15 protein-coding genes are annotated in these 15,483 nt (G+C 40.3%); 7 read left to right on the forward strand and 8 right to left on the reverse strand.

All coding sequences use genetic code 11. The features are described 5' to 3' along the window. Positions 1-254 precede the first annotated feature (254 nt). Positions 255-614 carry a hypothetical protein gene (locus H6G69_RS12385; protein ID WP_190686708.1) on the forward strand — a complete coding sequence of 120 codons (360 nt, stop codon included), beginning with the start codon at positions 255-257 and terminating at the stop codon, positions 612-614. Between the two features lie 169 nt (positions 615-783). Here H6G69_RS12385 and H6G69_RS12390 read toward each other — a convergent pair whose 3' ends face one another. Together H6G69_RS12390 and H6G69_RS12395 are read right to left on the reverse strand one after the other, a co-directional pair. Then, entirely contained in the window at positions 784-993 is a 210-nt protein-coding gene (locus H6G69_RS12390; RefSeq protein ID WP_190686711.1) for a molybdopterin-binding protein, read from the reverse strand. Between the two features lie 223 nt (positions 994-1,216). After that, on the reverse strand, positions 1,217-3,013 hold the full coding sequence (locus H6G69_RS12395; protein WP_190686715.1) for an iron uptake porin: 1,797 nt from the start codon (positions 3,011-3,013) through the stop codon (positions 1,217-1,219). A gap of 463 nt (positions 3,014-3,476) precedes the next feature. On the opposite strand from H6G69_RS12395, the gene modA reads away from it, so the two are divergent. Both modA and H6G69_RS12405 read left to right on the forward strand, forming a co-directional pair. Then, a complete protein-coding gene (modA, locus tag H6G69_RS12400) occupies positions 3,477-4,391 on the forward strand; it encodes a molybdate ABC transporter substrate-binding protein (protein ID WP_190686718.1) in 915 nt (304 codons plus the stop codon). Between the two features lie 84 nt (positions 4,392-4,475). Next, positions 4,476-5,183, forward strand: a complete 708-nt coding sequence (locus H6G69_RS12405) for a DUF642 domain-containing protein (RefSeq protein ID WP_190686722.1) — start codon at positions 4,476-4,478, stop codon at positions 5,181-5,183. Positions 5,184-5,397: 214 nt separating this feature from the next. Here H6G69_RS12405 and H6G69_RS12410 read toward each other — a convergent pair whose 3' ends face one another. Continuing rightward, on the reverse strand, positions 5,398-7,236 hold the full coding sequence (locus tag H6G69_RS12410; protein ID WP_313950744.1) for a S8 family serine peptidase: 1,839 nt from the start codon (positions 7,234-7,236) through the stop codon (positions 5,398-5,400). A gap of 692 nt (positions 7,237-7,928) precedes the next feature. On the opposite strand from H6G69_RS12410, the gene H6G69_RS12415 reads away from it, so the two are divergent. Beyond that, positions 7,929-8,384, forward strand: coding sequence for a hypothetical protein (locus H6G69_RS12415; protein WP_190686725.1), 456 nt, complete (start codon positions 7,929-7,931; stop codon positions 8,382-8,384). Here H6G69_RS12415 and H6G69_RS12420 read toward each other — a convergent pair. Both H6G69_RS12420 and H6G69_RS12425 read right to left on the reverse strand, forming a co-directional pair. Then, positions 8,350-8,616 carry a hypothetical protein gene (locus H6G69_RS12420; RefSeq protein WP_190686728.1) on the reverse strand — a complete coding sequence of 89 codons (267 nt, stop codon included), beginning with the start codon at positions 8,614-8,616 and terminating at the stop codon, positions 8,350-8,352. The genes H6G69_RS12415 and H6G69_RS12420 overlap by 35 nt on opposite strands. A gap of 106 nt (positions 8,617-8,722) precedes the next feature. Further along, positions 8,723-8,878 carry a hypothetical protein gene (locus H6G69_RS12425; RefSeq protein ID WP_190686731.1) on the reverse strand — a complete coding sequence of 52 codons (156 nt, stop codon included), beginning with the start codon at positions 8,876-8,878 and terminating at the stop codon, positions 8,723-8,725. Between the two features lie 110 nt (positions 8,879-8,988). Between H6G69_RS12425 and H6G69_RS12430 the strand changes: the two genes are divergently transcribed. From H6G69_RS12430 to H6G69_RS12440, 3 genes are all read left to right on the forward strand, one after another. Then, positions 8,989-9,792 carry an S-adenosyl-l-methionine hydroxide adenosyltransferase family protein gene (locus H6G69_RS12430; protein ID WP_190686733.1) on the forward strand — a complete coding sequence of 268 codons (804 nt, stop codon included), beginning with the start codon at positions 8,989-8,991 and terminating at the stop codon, positions 9,790-9,792. 41 nt (positions 9,793-9,833) lie between these two features. Then, positions 9,834-10,490: a DUF2301 domain-containing membrane protein gene (locus H6G69_RS12435; protein ID WP_190686736.1), complete on the forward strand. Its 657-nt coding sequence runs from the start codon at positions 9,834-9,836 to the stop codon at positions 10,488-10,490. Positions 10,491-10,558: 68 nt separating this feature from the next. Then, positions 10,559-11,179 (forward strand): YdcF family protein, encoded by a 621-nt coding sequence (locus H6G69_RS12440; protein ID WP_242072048.1) that lies wholly within the window; start codon positions 10,559-10,561, stop codon positions 11,177-11,179. Positions 11,180-11,310: 131 nt separating this feature from the next. Here the strand turns inward: H6G69_RS12440 and H6G69_RS12445 are convergent, their stop codons facing one another. The 3 genes from H6G69_RS12445 to H6G69_RS12455 all read right to left on the reverse strand — a co-directional run bounded on the left by H6G69_RS12445 (position 11,311) and on the right by H6G69_RS12455 (position 15,364). Further along, entirely contained in the window at positions 11,311-12,651 is a 1,341-nt protein-coding gene (locus tag H6G69_RS12445) for a TldD/PmbA family protein (protein WP_190686741.1), read from the reverse strand. A gap of 168 nt (positions 12,652-12,819) precedes the next feature. Next, on the reverse strand, positions 12,820-14,292 hold the full coding sequence (locus H6G69_RS12450; protein WP_190686744.1) for a TldD/PmbA family protein: 1,473 nt from the start codon (positions 14,290-14,292) through the stop codon (positions 12,820-12,822). A gap of 241 nt (positions 14,293-14,533) precedes the next feature. After that, positions 14,534-15,364 (reverse strand): TetR/AcrR family transcriptional regulator, encoded by an 831-nt coding sequence (locus H6G69_RS12455; RefSeq protein WP_190686749.1) that lies wholly within the window; start codon positions 15,362-15,364, stop codon positions 14,534-14,536. Positions 15,365-15,483: the final 119 nt, after the last annotated feature.

Below are 15,483 nucleotides of genomic sequence, written 5' to 3' on the forward strand. Positions count from 1 at the left end.
GATACAGTTTTTGGTTTAAGTTTCGGTTTTGATGCTTTTTAGGCAGGTAATCTCGCTAGTGAAGTATATACCAACCGATATTGTGACAGGGATCAAGCGATCGCAACATTAACGATTCAATATCACAATGACTTACGCACAAAGATTGGCTATTGAGACTGGGTATATACACCCTTACACCCTTACACCCTTGATTTGTCGTCTCACTGCATAAGTCAATATCCCTTCCTGCAAGATTTTAGAGGCAAGCAAGTATGATTACCGAAGAAGATTTGGCACAGCAATTTGCGACTATTGTCGAACATACTCATCCTAGTGCATGGGAAGTCATTCGCCACTGTTATGTGAAAGTCAATAACCCCCAATTTCAATATCTGCATCCGAGTTATTTTCACAAACGATATGTGACTGTTTATTGTCCAGATACGCTAATGAGTGCTGTCCTCAAGCAAAAAAATCTACTACGAGAAGTCGCACAGTATTTAGGACTGGTGGAAGTTGCGTGCTTGAATGCTACCAACTTAGTACGAGATCCCATGTCTCAACTTAAACACACGCATCCGCAATTATGGTTAGATTTATTATGGATTTTATCAACCAAACATGAAAGTTAATTCTCATAATTTCACCTGAAAAAACTTCTGAATTAGCTCTTGAGATAGATGTTTTTTCAGATGCGATCGCCTGCTTTCAAATATGACTTGATGCAGTAGAGAATTACCCATAATAAAGGGCAAAATAACTGCCCTTTATTTGCTGTATTGATAAACTGATGTAAATTAATTAATCAATCGCAATCATCACATCAGTAGCCTTAACAATGGCATAAACCTGCTTACCTTCAGCGAGTTGCAGATTTTCTGCCGATGATTTTGTAATAATTGCTGTTACTTCTACGCCATTAGCAATTTCTACGGTGACTTCTGTATTGACACTGCCAACTTCAACTTTTTTAACTGTTCCTTTTAAAGCATTACGCGCACTGACTTGCATTTTATATTGCTCCCTGGTTCGGTATTCTTGACAGATTCAATATAGCACTGACTATTTTTAAAATTTTCCTCCAGAGAGCGCAATAACCTTTTTTTTACTATTTTTTAATATTTATTTTTGATGAAAGTTTATACCAATTAAATTGGTATTTATTTAAAAAGTTGGTAATTATTCCTATCTTGAACAGGGAAATCCCCTAATTTTAATTAGGGGATTTGTTTTGTTAAAAGCGGAAAGTAGTACGCAACACACCTGTATAGATAGTATCGTTGTTGCTGTTATGCTCTGGGTTGAATATAACGATCAACCCAGGTGTAACGGAGAGATTGCTATTGACTTGATAGCGATACAGAGCTTCTAAATGGAAAGATGTATCTGTATCTTCACGCCGCGCCGTTGTAGCGGTTAAAACGTTAGGGCCATAGTCACTGCTAGTAACTTTTGGTGGTTGTCCAAAAATTATCCCGCCCAGATTGCCTTTTTTACCTAAATCGGGAAAAGCTAAAGTCACAGCCCAGTTCCAAATATCAGCTTTATCACCTCTATTTACTTGGTTGGTTAATTGATTCGTTCCTGAACTATTTTCAGCGATGGCTTGTGTATATCCTACCCAACCACCAAGTGTAAATTTGGGGTTAAAGCGATAACTAGTTTCTAAACCATAATGATTAGCTGTCGTGTTAATTGCTGTACCAAAAGGACTATTCGCAAAAGTACTGCCATAGGAACCCGAAACTACAACATCACCATCATTGTTCGCACCTCTAAGATAAGAGTGTGCATACGTCAAACCCAAGGTTAAATTTGTGTCTGGTTGAAATGTTAACTGTGCTAATGCTCCGTAACTACCATCAAATAACCCCTTCCCAACACTAGGATCGCTACCTCTTCTAGCCAGATAGCCGCCAGAAAGAGTAATAGCATCACTGAGTTTGAAGTTAGCCGTGATACCTGAACCTGTGTTACTGCCGGAACTCGTATTACTGGCGCGATAAATAGGTGAAAAACGTCCAAATCGAGAAATCGAGCCTACAGGGGTGGAAGACAATAACGGGTTAATCGTATTGACGTTATCGTAAAATTCGCCACCGATCGCATCAAGAGTGACATTGAGTTTATCGCCTACGGGAAAGCGGTAATACAATTTGCCTAATTGGACGCTGTTATCGGCATTATTTGTTGTATCCCAAGATGTACGAGTCATATTCGTACCTGTGACAGGTGCGTTAAAAGCCGTGCTATTGTTTGCTTCTAATCGCAAAAATAACTGGTCTTTACCACTAAAACTACTGACAAGATTCAGACGAATGCGATCGCTCAAGATAGGATTATCTTGTAATTTCCGTCCTGCTGTTCCATAGGCCGCGGCTCTGCGCGCTTCTCGGTTTCCCCCAGGGGCGTTAATTGTCCGCCACTGGTCAGAGTTTAAAGCTCTATCTCCGCCAAACACACTACCCAGCGCAAAAATTATTTCTCCATTCAACTTGGTAGTCGCAGAAAATTGTTGGCTTTCTAAAACTGCTGTACGAGCCTCGAAACCGTCAACTCTGCCGCGTAATTCTGCCAGGCCTTGTGCAAACTCTTCTTGGAGTTTTTGCAGTGTGGCTAAATCTTCTTTAGTTACTAAGTCTGCTGTACTTGTGGCAATCAGTTCGTTAATCCGATTCAAGCAAGCATTCAAACCTGCAGCAAACTCATAGCGAGTTAAAGCTCGATTACCACGAAATGAACTATCAGGATAGCCAGCAATACAACCATACCGTTCAACTAAAGATTGCAAAGCTTGGAAAGCCCAATCAGTTGGTTGTACATCTGATAGTTGCGATACAGATGTTACCTGACTCATCGTTGAGTCATCACCTGAATCTGTCGGTTGAAGAGATTCAGTGTTATCTTCTTGTGCTGGCACTGGTGCAACTTCTTCTACTACCGCAGATGCCAGCGCAGTTTGAGCCAGCATCAAGTTAACTCCCAGTAGTATTGGAGCTAGATACAAAGATTTCCAGACAATATTTGACATTTTCCCCACACCTAGAACTACCAATATAATTGGTATCACATTCTATACTGTACCAATAATAGATTTATGTTGCAATAGTTACTAACACTCCGGGGTAGGGAATAGGAAAAAGTCAACAGGCAACAGTAAAATAGATAGCTTAAAAAGTTTGCATAGCTGCTTGTTTATACTCTGAAACCTTTGGGTAGAAGCTACGTGGAAGTCAAAAGTCAAAAAGCTTAAATCAAACACTTTTCATCAACTTGAAATAGTAGTTTCCTGCCTCCTGCCTTTTCCCAGCTACAAATTATTTACGCCGCACTACTTATTTGAAAACGAATTGTCAACGTTTGATTACCAAAATGGTTGGTAAAAAATACCTGATTTTGGTATGCTTACGCACATATTACCAAATAGGTTGGTACATATCATCAGGGTTGGTAATAGCACCTAAAATCCACCTTACCCAACAAGCACTTTCAGTATGTTCTTTCTAGCCCAAAAAAGACGGTTTCTGAGTTGGATAGCTGTGGCAGTTACCAGCTTAGTTGTAGTTATTAGCTTGCCACTGCTAATCAATTCTACACACCAAACAGCACAAGCTATAACCACGCTACGAGTATATGCAGCAGTAAGTTTAACAGAGGTAATCCCAGAAATTGAAAGTGATTACAATGCAGCTAACCCCACTGCACCAATCACCTTCGTCAATACTTTTGATTCTTCTGGTGCTTTGCTCAATCAAATCAATCTACCAGCAAATGAGTCAGCTGGTATCCCAGACATTTTTATCTCGGCTGCAACAACCCAAATGAACAGCTTGCAAAGTGCTGGGAAATTAGCTTCGGGTTGGCCTAAAACAGTCGCCACCAACCGTCTCGTTTTGATTCGACCAACTACACCTACAGCTCCCGCACCAAGTCCAGCTATTGCTGCTTTTGATCAATTAACCAACGGTTCAGGCAGAACTGGTAGAAGAGGCATTGTGATAGGTGATCCAGCTACTGTTCCTGCCGGAGCCTATGCTAGAGAAGTGCTACAAAGTACTCTCACAGGCTGTGGCGGTGGTACTTACAATACACTGCTCAATAGTACAACTACTAACAAATTGGTATTTGCTAGCAATGTGCGTAATGTCTTGTCAGCAGTACAAAATAAAACGCTCAACGGCAATGTAATTGATGCCGGGATAGTTTACACAACCGACCAAAGAATTTCTAACAGTACGGCTTTAATTACAACAGCTGCACAAAACTGTCATAGTGCAATTGTCTATCCGGCGGCTGTACTCAACAGAACGACTAACCTAAGTGCTGCCAATAGTTTTGCCAACTTCTTATCAAGTACGACAGCCAGAAATAGGTTTACTACTCGCGGATTTGGTGTGCCTTCACTCTAGACATGGGAAATTTAGGCTTTCCAGAAAAATCAGCCCTTATTACTTGTATAGCCTTGAATTTTGAAATACTTGGAGCTAAATCTGATGAAATCAGCGCAAAAATTAGGATTCGTTGTTGGTATGGCTAGTGCCATTGCTATGAGTGGTGCATATATTTCCCAAGCTCAAGCAGCCCAACTAAATCTAGTCAAAAATGGAGATTTTGAGGCAGACCCACTGGTAGATCCTAATTATGACCCTACCTTACCTAACCCTTTTATCACTGGATGGAAGAATGACAGCCAGTTTGAAGGTGGTGGTTATGCTATTCGACTGTCTAATTATCCCAACCCTGCGACTAATGGTTCACGCAGTGTAGAGCTTGGTTACACTCCTCCAGGAACATTGGCTTATCTGTCTCAAACTTTGGCGACAAAAAAGGATGAGAAGTATCGACTCAGCTTTTATGTTGCTTCTGTAGAAGAAGCACCCCGCCTTGATAATTTGTTCCAAGTATTTGTTGGTGGACAAAAGCGGTTAGAACTAACAAACCTCACATTGGATAGTATTAACCCCGTCAACAATTTCAAAAAATATACTGTTGATTTTATTGCTAACTCTAAAGCTACAGAGTTAAAGTTTGCCAGCCACACCGGGTATGACTGGTTAAACTTAGATGATGTCAGTGTCTACAAACTAGAAGATGACGATGCTCAAAGTGTACCTGAACCAACAGCTATCGGCGGCATTGTGGCTGCAGGCTTATTAGGTAGTTGGCTGCAACGTCGAAAAGTAGTGAGTGCAAAAGTGTGAAGCCTCGAATGTTAGGACTTATATAGTGCTCTTGGGGCAGGGGTGCAAGGGGGCAGTACAAGAAAAGTAGGTTGGGTGTAGCGATAGCGTAACCCAACAAAGTATGCTCGGATGTTGGGTTTCGTTCCTCAACTCAAGCGTATTGGGATACAAGCTCCTTCCCACGAAGTTTTCACACTACCCCCAACACCCCACACCCTTATTCTTGACTAAATTACGCAATGAAATTGTTGGCTGAGGTAGCTGTGACAATCTTGCGAATTTGGGCTTCTGTGAGACTTTTATTTGCACTCAACATCAAGGCTACTACTCCAGCTACATGAGGAGTAGCCATAGATGTTCCGTTCTTAGAACCGTATTGATTACCAGGAAGAGTTGAATAAATACCCACACCTGGGGCTGTCACATAGCTAATTAATTCGTTTCCAGCGAGGTTAGACCAGCTAGCCATATTGCCAGATTTATCAACTGCACCAACAGCTAGTCCCCAGGTTTTTGCGTACCTAGCAGGATAGTATGGTATTGATTGACTCGCATTTCCCGTAGCCATCACAACGATCGCACCTTTAGAGCTAGCATATTGAATAGCTGATTGTACGTCACTACTAGATTGTTCTTTACCTAGGCTCAGGTTAATTACATTCGCGCCATTATCAGCAGCGTAACGAATACCTTTGGCGATCGCAATATCAGAGCCAGAAGCATTATCAGTGAGAACTTTTACTGGCATAATCTTGGCATTATAAGCAATACCAGTGACACCAAAACTATTTTTTACTCCTGCGATCGTGCCGGCAACATGGGTTCCATGACCATTGTTGTCTAAAGTATTGTTGTTGTTATTAACAAAGTTCCAACCATAAACATCATCAATATAGCCATTCCCATCATCGTCTTTGCCGTTACCTGCAATCTCTTTTGTGTTTTTCCAAATATTTTGACTCAAATCTGAATGATTGCGGTCAACTCCACTATCTACAACAGCAACGGTAATTCCTTGACCTGTATATCCTTTTGCCCAAACTTCTGGGGCTTTGATGAGGTCTGCGCCCCAATTGTTACCACCCAAAGCCGGAACATCGGCAAAAGTCGTCTGACCTAAAGCTTGAGCTACGGCTGCGGCTGCATTAATTAAACCATAGCCATTGCTGGTGCGAAAACTATTTTTAACAGTGATAGCTTGAGCAACAATATTATTACTTTCGTTGGTTTCAATAATATTGTTGTAGCCATCAGCTTTGTATAGCAGATAATAACTACCTGCCACAATATTGTTGACAATTTTCAGAGAGGTTGACTGGGAAATAGAAGCGCCTGCTGCTAAGTTAGCAACATCGTTTGAACCTAAATATAAATCATCATTGCTGACAGTTTTATCTTTAGATAGATAAAACATAGTGGAGCTAGGAAAAGCATTGCCTACACCTTGATTTTTGACTTGATAACTAATTTTAAAGCTATCGCCAACTGTTATTGCACTGGGAGATACGGTATTTTGAATTATTAAATCTGTTTTCACCAGAGTAATATTCAAAGCTTTGGCAAATAGATTATTAGTCTCATTGCTTTCTGTTAATTCTTCACTGCCATCAGCTTGACACAATAAATAATAACTGCCTGCCGCAATACCATTATCAATTTTTAGGTTGACTGATTCTGAACTGTAGGCCCCAGTGGCAATACCATCAACGTAATCTGAACCTAAATAAGCATCATCATCGCTAATAGTTTGGTCTTTAGATAAATAAAACGTTGTATAGCTGGAAAAGGCATTTGCCGAGCCTTGGTTTTTAACTTGATATTTGAGTTGTATTGTATTACCAACATCTGTTGAATTAGGTGATTCAACATTTTGAATGATTAAGTCTGCTTGTGCAGTCGTCACAGCAGCAGCTTGAGTATTAATATTATTTGTTGCTAATGTGCTGCTGGATAATGGTAGATTACTCTGCAAACTTGATGTTAAAATATTGCTATGGATATCCTCTTTAAAAGAGTTACCTTTTTGAGTCAATTGATGAATAATATTTCTATGTCTTTCTGTAAATGCCACTGTAATATTTAGCTAAATAGATGACTAATTAATGTTGAGTTAGTATTGCAATCCTATTTGATTTACCAACTATTTGTAGAAGGTAAAGAATTTGTTTGGATCTGATTAATACCATTCCTGCCTAAAGATGCACTGAATATTGATAAACGAACCGCAAAGAACGCCAAGAACGCCAAGTAATAGCGTCACTAATTAAGTGCAAGTTTATAAAGAATTGGTATTAGGACTGCTACATCCAACTGAAAGTTGAATTAAATACTAAAGCTTATATTACCAATATAGTTGGTACAAATCAATTAAATGTCATTATTCACTGACGTATAAGGCTTATGGTTGGGTTTGCTTATCCTATATACATTTTCGCAGTTTTTTACCTCCTTTTTTTATCTCTTTGTGAGAAATCCGGGTTCTAGTATTGAAGGTTGGGATGATTTCTAAGAGAGGTTTATGATTGTTTTAGAGGATGTTTTAAAAGTTTTGGGCGATTAGAAATCGCTACTACACAAACAAAGACCACCTGCGCGGACTCATGAAAAATCAAAGGTTTTGAACCCACGAAGCTGGGTTTTGTCTGTGTAGCCAAGCCACTGCGCTGGGCGGGTTTCCCGACTCCCTCAATGGCGTGCGATTTCTAATCGCCAAGGTAAAGTAAGAAATTAGACTTTTAAACGCATACTTAGCATTTGATACAAATGAAGCTATTAGTTTTCTTCAACAAAACACTGGTATCCTACAGCGAAGTGGCGGATATAGATGGCTTAATTGAAAGGATAGTTATTTTTGCTCACCGACATAAATATGAGAATAAGAAGGTAGATCGCTATACTTTAGTGATCATGAAGTCAGGTTTATGGCTGATGCTAACTGGACTATCAGCGAGCCTGAGAATTTCAATATCAATTCAGCCAGATAAAACTGAAATAACCTTAAGTGATTATGTTAAAGAATTTAGGCTAAAACAATTCATTTTTTTAGCTACTTTTTTGATTAGCTCTCCACTATTTTTTTGGAGTAATTTTGCTGGCATTTTCCTCATTCTAATTTTCCCTGCCTATGGTGCATTTAGGCAATATCGGTTGATGGAGGACATGAAAGTAGAAATTGATGATTATTTTAGGCAAAGATTGGCAAAGCCGAATACAGGGTGAAGGTAATGTAGTGCGATTGCCCTGATGCTTGGTATGAATGCCCAGCAACTATCCAATTTTGACCCTTACGGGTTCGCGTCCACAGCGAATTGCGGTAGCGAGCCTGCGTTAGCGCAGCGTTAGCGAATCTTTGAGCGTCGGAACGAGCGTCGCATCCGCCGCGAATGGCGTTAGCGCAGCGGTAGCGAGCCTGCGATAGCGAAGCGTTAGCGAGGAACGAGCGTCGCGTCATTGCGAATTGGTATCATTCCTGATACTGACGAACTCAACAAAAAACCCGCCGAAGCGGGTTTTCCACACAACAAAACTATCAACAATCAACTCTTGCCTTAGCAGTTTTAGCCTAGGTATCTCATCTCTGCTTCTAATTGATGAATTAACTTTTCGTTACCTTGAGCTTTTGCTACTTCTAAGCGATGCTCTAAATTCTTTCTAAGATTTTGTCTGTGTGCTTCTTTAGCTTGTCTCATAGCCTGTAATCTATTTTGATTCATAGTGATTAACCTCATTATTCTTTTTTATGTCTGTTACTCCTAACATAGCACAAGTTTTGTAGCTGTTGCTACAGAATTTATGACTGAGTATATGTGATGTTAATATGTTTATGCAAAAAAGTCAATTGAATCAGCGATCGCTCATAACATTACTCAGCGATTTTGGCGATCGTGATGTTTATGTCGGGGTAATGAAGGGTATAATTACTCAAATCAACCCGATGCTTCAGGTGATCGACTTAACGCACCAAATTCCACCACAAGATATTGCTGCTGCTAGGTTTTGTTTGATGAATGCTTATCCCTACTTTCCCGATGGGAGTGTGCATATAGCAGTGGTAGATCCTGGTGTTGGTAGTCAACGACGAGCGATCGCCGTAGAATTGAAAAAAGGGTTTTTAGTCGGGCCAGATAATGGCATCTTCAGCGGAGTATTAAGCCAAAACCCCGCCATTGCAGCCGTAGAACTAACCAACTCTAATTATTGGCTAACTGCTCAACCTAGCCGCACCTTTCACGGTAGAGATATTTTTGCACCTGTGGGAGCTAACCTTGCTAGTGGTGTTCCCTTAAAACAGCTAGGACAAGAAATCAACCCAGCTACTTTAGTCAAGCTAGATATCGGCGAATGTCAAAAAACTAGCCGTGGTGTGTTGGGTTGTATTCAATATATAGATGGCTTTGGTAACTTAATCAGCAACATCCCAGGAAATTATGTAAAAGGTAAAATTTGGCAGGTGCAACTTGCTGGGTTGACAATACCAGGGTGTGAAACGTACAGTAATGGCGAAGTTGGCGAAGCCATAGCTTTAATTGGGAGTCATGGCTGGGTAGAAATTGCCATCAATGGAGGTGATGCACATACACAGTTGCAGATAAACTGCCATGATGCTTTAGAAGTCATTAATTATTAGACTAGATACTGGAAATACAGCTGACTTATGATTATTTATCTATGACTACACAAACCGTAGCTCCATCACCAGTGTATCAAGGGCAGTTTGGCGAATTTACCATTGACCAGAGCGATCGCACTGGCGTGATTATTTATCGCACTGGCTTAATGGTAGCGGCACTCAGCTTTGCTGTGGGTAGTGGTTTAGCATTGTTTAACAATAACCCTACTGCCATCCAAGCACTTACGCCTCTATATACTTGCTTTAGTTTAGCTTTGGGTGTCAGCTTGCTAACTATCCATATATACATGGCTCCGTTGCACCGACTTTTGCAAGTTTTTTGGTTAATTGGGAGTATTTGTGCATTTATCTTTGCTCACGTTGACAGCCACCCTTTTGCTGTGACTGTGTACACCAACCCACTAACTATCTTGGGAGTTGGTTTTACTTTTGCGGCGTTGACAGGTATTTATTTTAAAGAAGCCTTTTGCTTTAATCGTCTAGAAACTAAAGCTTTAACTTTCATAGTTCCCTCGCTGTTACTTGGACATCTTGTCGGAATATTACCTATTCAAGTAGAACAGATTCTTTTAGGAATTTGGGCAACTTTATTTTTAGTATTTGCTTTGCGGAAAACATTCCAAGCAATTCCCGCAGATATTGGTGATAAATCTGTATTTGCATATTTAAAAGCTCAACGTTCAGCCAAAATGTAATGCAAAGAAGAAAACATCAGGACAGAAAATTGCTCAAATTCAGGCTAATTAAGTACCAAGAAATATGGATGTTGACAATACAGGGATGGTTAATACTGATTACAGTATTGACTATCTCTATATTTTTTATTATTAGTAAATTATATCCATTTCTTGCTGTTAATGCACCCCTCAAATCAGCAGATGTCTTAGTTGTAGAAGGATGGATATCTGATTATTCGCTCAAAAAAGCAGCCGAGGAATTTAAGCATGGTGCTTATAGCCAAATATTAACGGTAGGAACAAACGTAGACCAAGGATTTTATCTAGCCGAATATAAAAATTTTGCCGAAATTTCCGCCGCTACATTACAAAAAATGGGTATCCCGAAAGAAAAATTAATTGCTATTCCTGTACCCGAAGTTACAAGAAATAGGACAATTGCCGCAGCGATCGCTGTACAGCAGTATATTGAAGATAAAGATTTACCAGTCAGATCAATTAACTTATTTACCAGCGATGCTCATGCGCGTAGAAGCTGGCTAATATTTAAAAATACCTTAGCTCCTAAAATTCCTGTAGGAGTGATTGCGACTAATCCTCCTAATTATAATTCTCATAAATGGTGGAGTTCTAGTGAAGGAGTAAGAGTTATCATGAGTGAAGCGATCGCATATTTTTATGCTTTATTTATAAGTTGGAAAGTTTAATCAAAATAGGACATACGCACAAAGGTTGTCTGTGGAGACTAGGTGTACATGATATAAGTCCTGCAAAAACAAAATAACCGACTTTTTTGCAACGTCGGTTATCTCAAGCTAGTTAATTTTGACAAATCGAATTACTCACCAGTAATTGAAAGACCATCCACCCAAACTCTAGGAGAAATCCCACCTGGTGTTAATTCAACTTTTTGTTCTACATAAACAATTGACTTCAAAACTTGTAAAAAATCACCAGCTACTGTTGCTGACTCAACACTTGTCTTCTCGCCTTTGTTAATTAGCCAACCATCAAAAGGTAAAGAAAACGAACCTTGCAACGCTTTTACACCAGCGTGTAAAGCTTGTAAGTCATCAATTAAAATCACATTTTCCGCAGTTTCTAAGCTGAATTCCTGCTCAGGATGTGCAGCAGCAAATATATGATAAAAATTTGGGCTGACACTAACTTTAGCACCAATACTGGCATTACCTGTAGGTTGAGCATTCAGTCTTTTTGCAGTACCAGCACTGTGTAAAAAGCCTGTTAAAATACCATTCTCAATCAATTTTACTTGACGAGTTGGTGTTCCTTCACCATCAAAAGTCTCTGCACCAATATTAGCTGGATGCAAAGCATCATCATAAACAGAAAGTAAAGGAGAAGCTATTTGTTTACCCAAATCATCAGGCGTAGACAAACTTTGCTTATCTAAAATGTTTTGTGCATTAAACAAGTTAGAAAAAGCACCCAGTAAACTTAAAAAAGCATCTGGAGAAAAGACAACTAAATATTTACCAGATTGAATTTTTTCGTAGTTTAAATGGCTGATAGTTTTGTCAGCAGCTTCTTTGATGCAGCCATTAATATCCAGATCATCAACACTACGGCTAATTCTAAACCCCATTCCGCTACGAGGCTTTTTACCCTCTTGTTCTGTTTTGCTGTAAAGATAAACTGATGCAATGGAATGAGATTCAGTTCGGACTGCACCTTCGCTGTTGAGATAAAATCTATCTATATCTCTTTGCGCCAAGCCGTTATAAGGTACTCCATTAATTGCTGGATGAGCAGATAATAATTCTTTTTCTGCTACTAATAATTTGTCTATTAGTTCGGAAACTGGAGCTTGAGGTGCTTTATCATGAGGCGTATTCGCAATAGGAACTGTCGCCTCTGGACTAAAATCAGGTACATTTTCTTTGACACCAAAAAAACTAGCATCGTAGGCTGTTTTTAGGGCTAATTCTAATCCTTTGGGGTCTACATCTGTAGTGCTGGTAATGCCAATTGTGTTTTGTTCATTCCAGACACGCACAGTTATACCAGAGCGATTTGAGGCTTTAACTTGTTTGGGTTCACCTTGATCTACTTGGACGCTAGTTTCGTCTATAGTTGAACCATAAATGTCAAATTTTTTGATGCCAAGTTTATCAGCATTTTCCTTGGCGTAATTTGCAATTTCAGTGATGTTGGCCATAGTCAATTTTTGATTTTTGATATCTTTTGAAGTGGGACTGGTGATGACACTCCGAAGTTTGCAAGGACGGGGGGAACTCCCGAACTTTGCTCAACGCGGGGAACCCGCGCACGCAACTTCTCTCCATCCCACAAGAATTTAGGATATTTTTTATGTGGAAGTCTCTAATTAACGTCCACCAACTGTAATGGAATCAACTTTAATATGTGGTTGTCCAACTGTGGTGTAAATGCTGCCACTAACGGAACCACAAAAACCAGGTGCTAATTCTAAATCTTGGGAACACATGGAAATTTTATTCATGATTTCCTTGGCTTCACCAATAAGAATTGCGCCTTTTAATGGCTTGGTAATTTTGCCATTTTCAATTAAGTAAGCTTCATCAACACTAAAGTTAAATTGGCCTGTCGCACCAACACTACCACCGCCCATTTTTTTACAGTAAATACCTTTATCAACCGAGGCAAATAAATCTTCGTTGGTGTATTCACCAGTGGCAATATATGTGTTACGCATCCGGCTGGCAGCAGCAAAGGTATAGTTTTGGCGGCGGCCGCTACCTGTTCTGGGGTGTCCGGTGCGCCAAGAACCTGCTCTATCTGCTAAGAAGTTTTTGAGAACGCCTTTTTCTATGAGTAGTGTTCTTTGGGCTGGCATACCTTCATCATCCATATCGATTGTCCCGAAGGCATTGTCAGAACGTCCTTCATCCCAAGCTGTTAAACTTTCGTGGGCGATTTTTTCGCCTTTTTTATCAGCAAAGGGTGTGGTGTTGCGCTCAATTTGGGTGGTTTCTAGTAGGTGTCCGCAGGCTTCGTGGAAAATTACGCCGCCAAAGTGATTGGCCATGATGATGGGGTAAGTACCAGATTCAACATAATCTGCATACAGCATCTTGCCAGCAGACTCAGATATTTGTTCGGCAGCCTGATTATAATCCCAAGTTCTCAGGAAGTTAGCATCACTGGTATTTCCGGCACGTTCGCCAATGGAAGTCCTATTTGCACCATCAGCACACAACAAGTTAAATCCTACTGATTGAGTCAGGCGGATGTCACGGGCAAAGGTTCCATCGCTAGATGCAATTAACACTTCTTGCCAGTCGCGGAAATAAGTGGCGCGGCGTGACTGCACATGACTGGCTTTTTGTGTCAAAGCCGCAGTACCATCCAAAAGGACTTCGCCCATTTCACGGATAGAGCTACAGAGTCCCAACCAGCTATCTTTACCTCGTTTTGTAGCGTAGTCTCGCAATAATTCCAGGTTGATTTCTGGAATGAAGGAATAAGGTGCGGGTAGCTGTAGCCCCAAAATTGAAAGACCTTTTTCTAAAGCTGCTTTCAAGCCAGAAAAGGAAAGGTCGTTGGTACTAACATAACAGTCAGCTTTGCCACGAAATACTCTCACGCCTGCACCTGTGGCCAAATTAGGCGAAATGCTGGTGATGGCATCGTCTTCTGCTAAACAGCTAATGTAGTTACGACGCTCTAGAAAAAATTCGATGAAGTCAGCACCTGCGGCGCGTCCTAGTCCCAAAAGGGTTGCCAGGGGGGCTTCCCATGTTTCATCGAATCGTTCTGTTGTGGAGGAGTATTTTAAAGTTGGTAGTTGGTTCGAGAGAAGTAGGGTACTTGTAAGCATGGGTAGCCTCGTCTGCTGGCAGAATTTCAGGGATTTAACTGAAAAATCCTAGTGTGTTAACTCTAGCAAATTTACCAAAATGCCGGAGGTGTTGGTTCGACTGCGCCCTTCTCCTATCGGAGACGCTGCGCGAACGGCTACGCTCAGGACAAGCTCACCAACCAGGGGCAGGGGAGATGGGTTTTTGATTGCCACTTCCATGTATATACATTAATTGCAACTAACCATGTATATACAAAAATTAATTCCCTCCTGCCTCCAAGAAGCCTTGACGGGCGAAGATTTCTATCATTTCGCTGCGGGTAAGGTTATTTTCCGCCGCTAGTTCTGCGAGTTTTTCCCAGGCTGTATCTGTGAGTCTAATTGACCTTAACTGTTTGGGTTCTGATTTGTAATCTGTTTGAAATTTGCCGGAGGATGTACGTTTGCGTCTTGGTGTTTTCTGTCTTGTACCAGTATATTTATCTGCAAGTTCAGTTTGAGGAGTTAGGTTAATGGTGATTAATTTAACTAAGTTATCAATGAGGCGATCGCTTTCCATTGGCACAATTTCTTGACCATGTAGCATATACTGAAGAATCATAAAATGTACTAATGCACCAATAAATATACGTGCAGCTACTAAAGAATCAGGTAATTGCAGTTCTGGATGGGCGGTAAAGTATTCACTCAGCGAATCGAACCCGGGTTTTTCGATATGTTTGAGGAAAATTTGCGCTAAGGCAGGAAATCGCCCAGATTCCCCAATAATTAATCTAATAAAGCTGAGAGCTTCTTGCTCACTAGTCGCTTTATCTAAGATATTGTTAGCCAATAGCCTGAGCAGAACTTGTGGCTGGCATTGATGAAATTGCGGGTCTTGATAGTCAAATAGTGGCAGAATTTTTTTACGTGCTAGTTGCTCTACAATGGCGGCAAATAAGGTTTCTTTATCTTGAAAGTAGCTGTAGATAGTTGTTTTTGATACTCCTGCTGCGGCTGCAACTTTATCCATTGTTGTTGCTGCATAGCCGTTTTTGAGAAACTCTTGCATTCCTCCAGCGAGAATAGCATCAATTTTTTCATTGCTCATTGGTCATTTCGCCTAAAAATTTTCGAGTGACTCTTGACATTGCTGTAATGAACAGTTTAGTTTAGTAATATCAAAACTAAACATTCTAGTTTAGTAAGAATTTAAAACAAAAGGGAGCT

It is taken from the genome of Nostoc sp. FACHB-110 (assembly GCF_014697425.1).
GTDB lineage: Bacteria > Cyanobacteriota > Cyanobacteriia > Cyanobacteriales > Nostocaceae > Nostoc_B.

Coding starts and splice junctions, on each gene's coding strand:
- H6G69_RS12395 (WP_190686715.1), bottom strand. CDS start 3,013: ATGTCAAATATTGTCTGGAAATCTTTGTATCTAGCTCCAATACTACTG.
- H6G69_RS12405 (WP_190686722.1), top strand. CDS start 4,476: ATGAAATCAGCGCAAAAATTAGGATTCGTTGTTGGTATGGCTAGTGCC.
- H6G69_RS12455 (WP_190686749.1), bottom strand. CDS start 15,364: ATGAGCAATGAAAAAATTGATGCTATTCTCGCTGGAGGAATGCAAGAG.
- H6G69_RS12430 (WP_190686733.1), top strand. CDS start 8,989: ATGCAAAAAAGTCAATTGAATCAGCGATCGCTCATAACATTACTCAGC.
- H6G69_RS12420 (WP_190686728.1), bottom strand. CDS start 8,616: ATGACGCGACGCTCGTTCCTCGCTAACGCTTCGCTATCGCAGGCTCGC.
- H6G69_RS12415 (WP_190686725.1), top strand. CDS start 7,929: ATGAAGCTATTAGTTTTCTTCAACAAAACACTGGTATCCTACAGCGAA.
- modA (WP_190686718.1), top strand. CDS start 3,477: ATGTTCTTTCTAGCCCAAAAAAGACGGTTTCTGAGTTGGATAGCTGTG.
- H6G69_RS12450 (WP_190686744.1), bottom strand. CDS start 14,292: ATGCTTACAAGTACCCTACTTCTCTCGAACCAACTACCAACTTTAAAA.
- H6G69_RS12385 (WP_190686708.1), top strand. CDS start 255: ATGATTACCGAAGAAGATTTGGCACAGCAATTTGCGACTATTGTCGAA.
- H6G69_RS12440 (WP_242072048.1), top strand. CDS start 10,559: ATGTTGACAATACAGGGATGGTTAATACTGATTACAGTATTGACTATC.
- H6G69_RS12435 (WP_190686736.1), top strand. CDS start 9,834: ATGACTACACAAACCGTAGCTCCATCACCAGTGTATCAAGGGCAGTTT.
- H6G69_RS12390 (WP_190686711.1), bottom strand. CDS start 993: ATGCAAGTCAGTGCGCGTAATGCTTTAAAAGGAACAGTTAAAAAAGTT.
- H6G69_RS12445 (WP_190686741.1), bottom strand. CDS start 12,651: ATGGCCAACATCACTGAAATTGCAAATTACGCCAAGGAAAATGCTGAT.
- H6G69_RS12425 (WP_190686731.1), bottom strand. CDS start 8,878: ATGAATCAAAATAGATTACAGGCTATGAGACAAGCTAAAGAAGCACAC.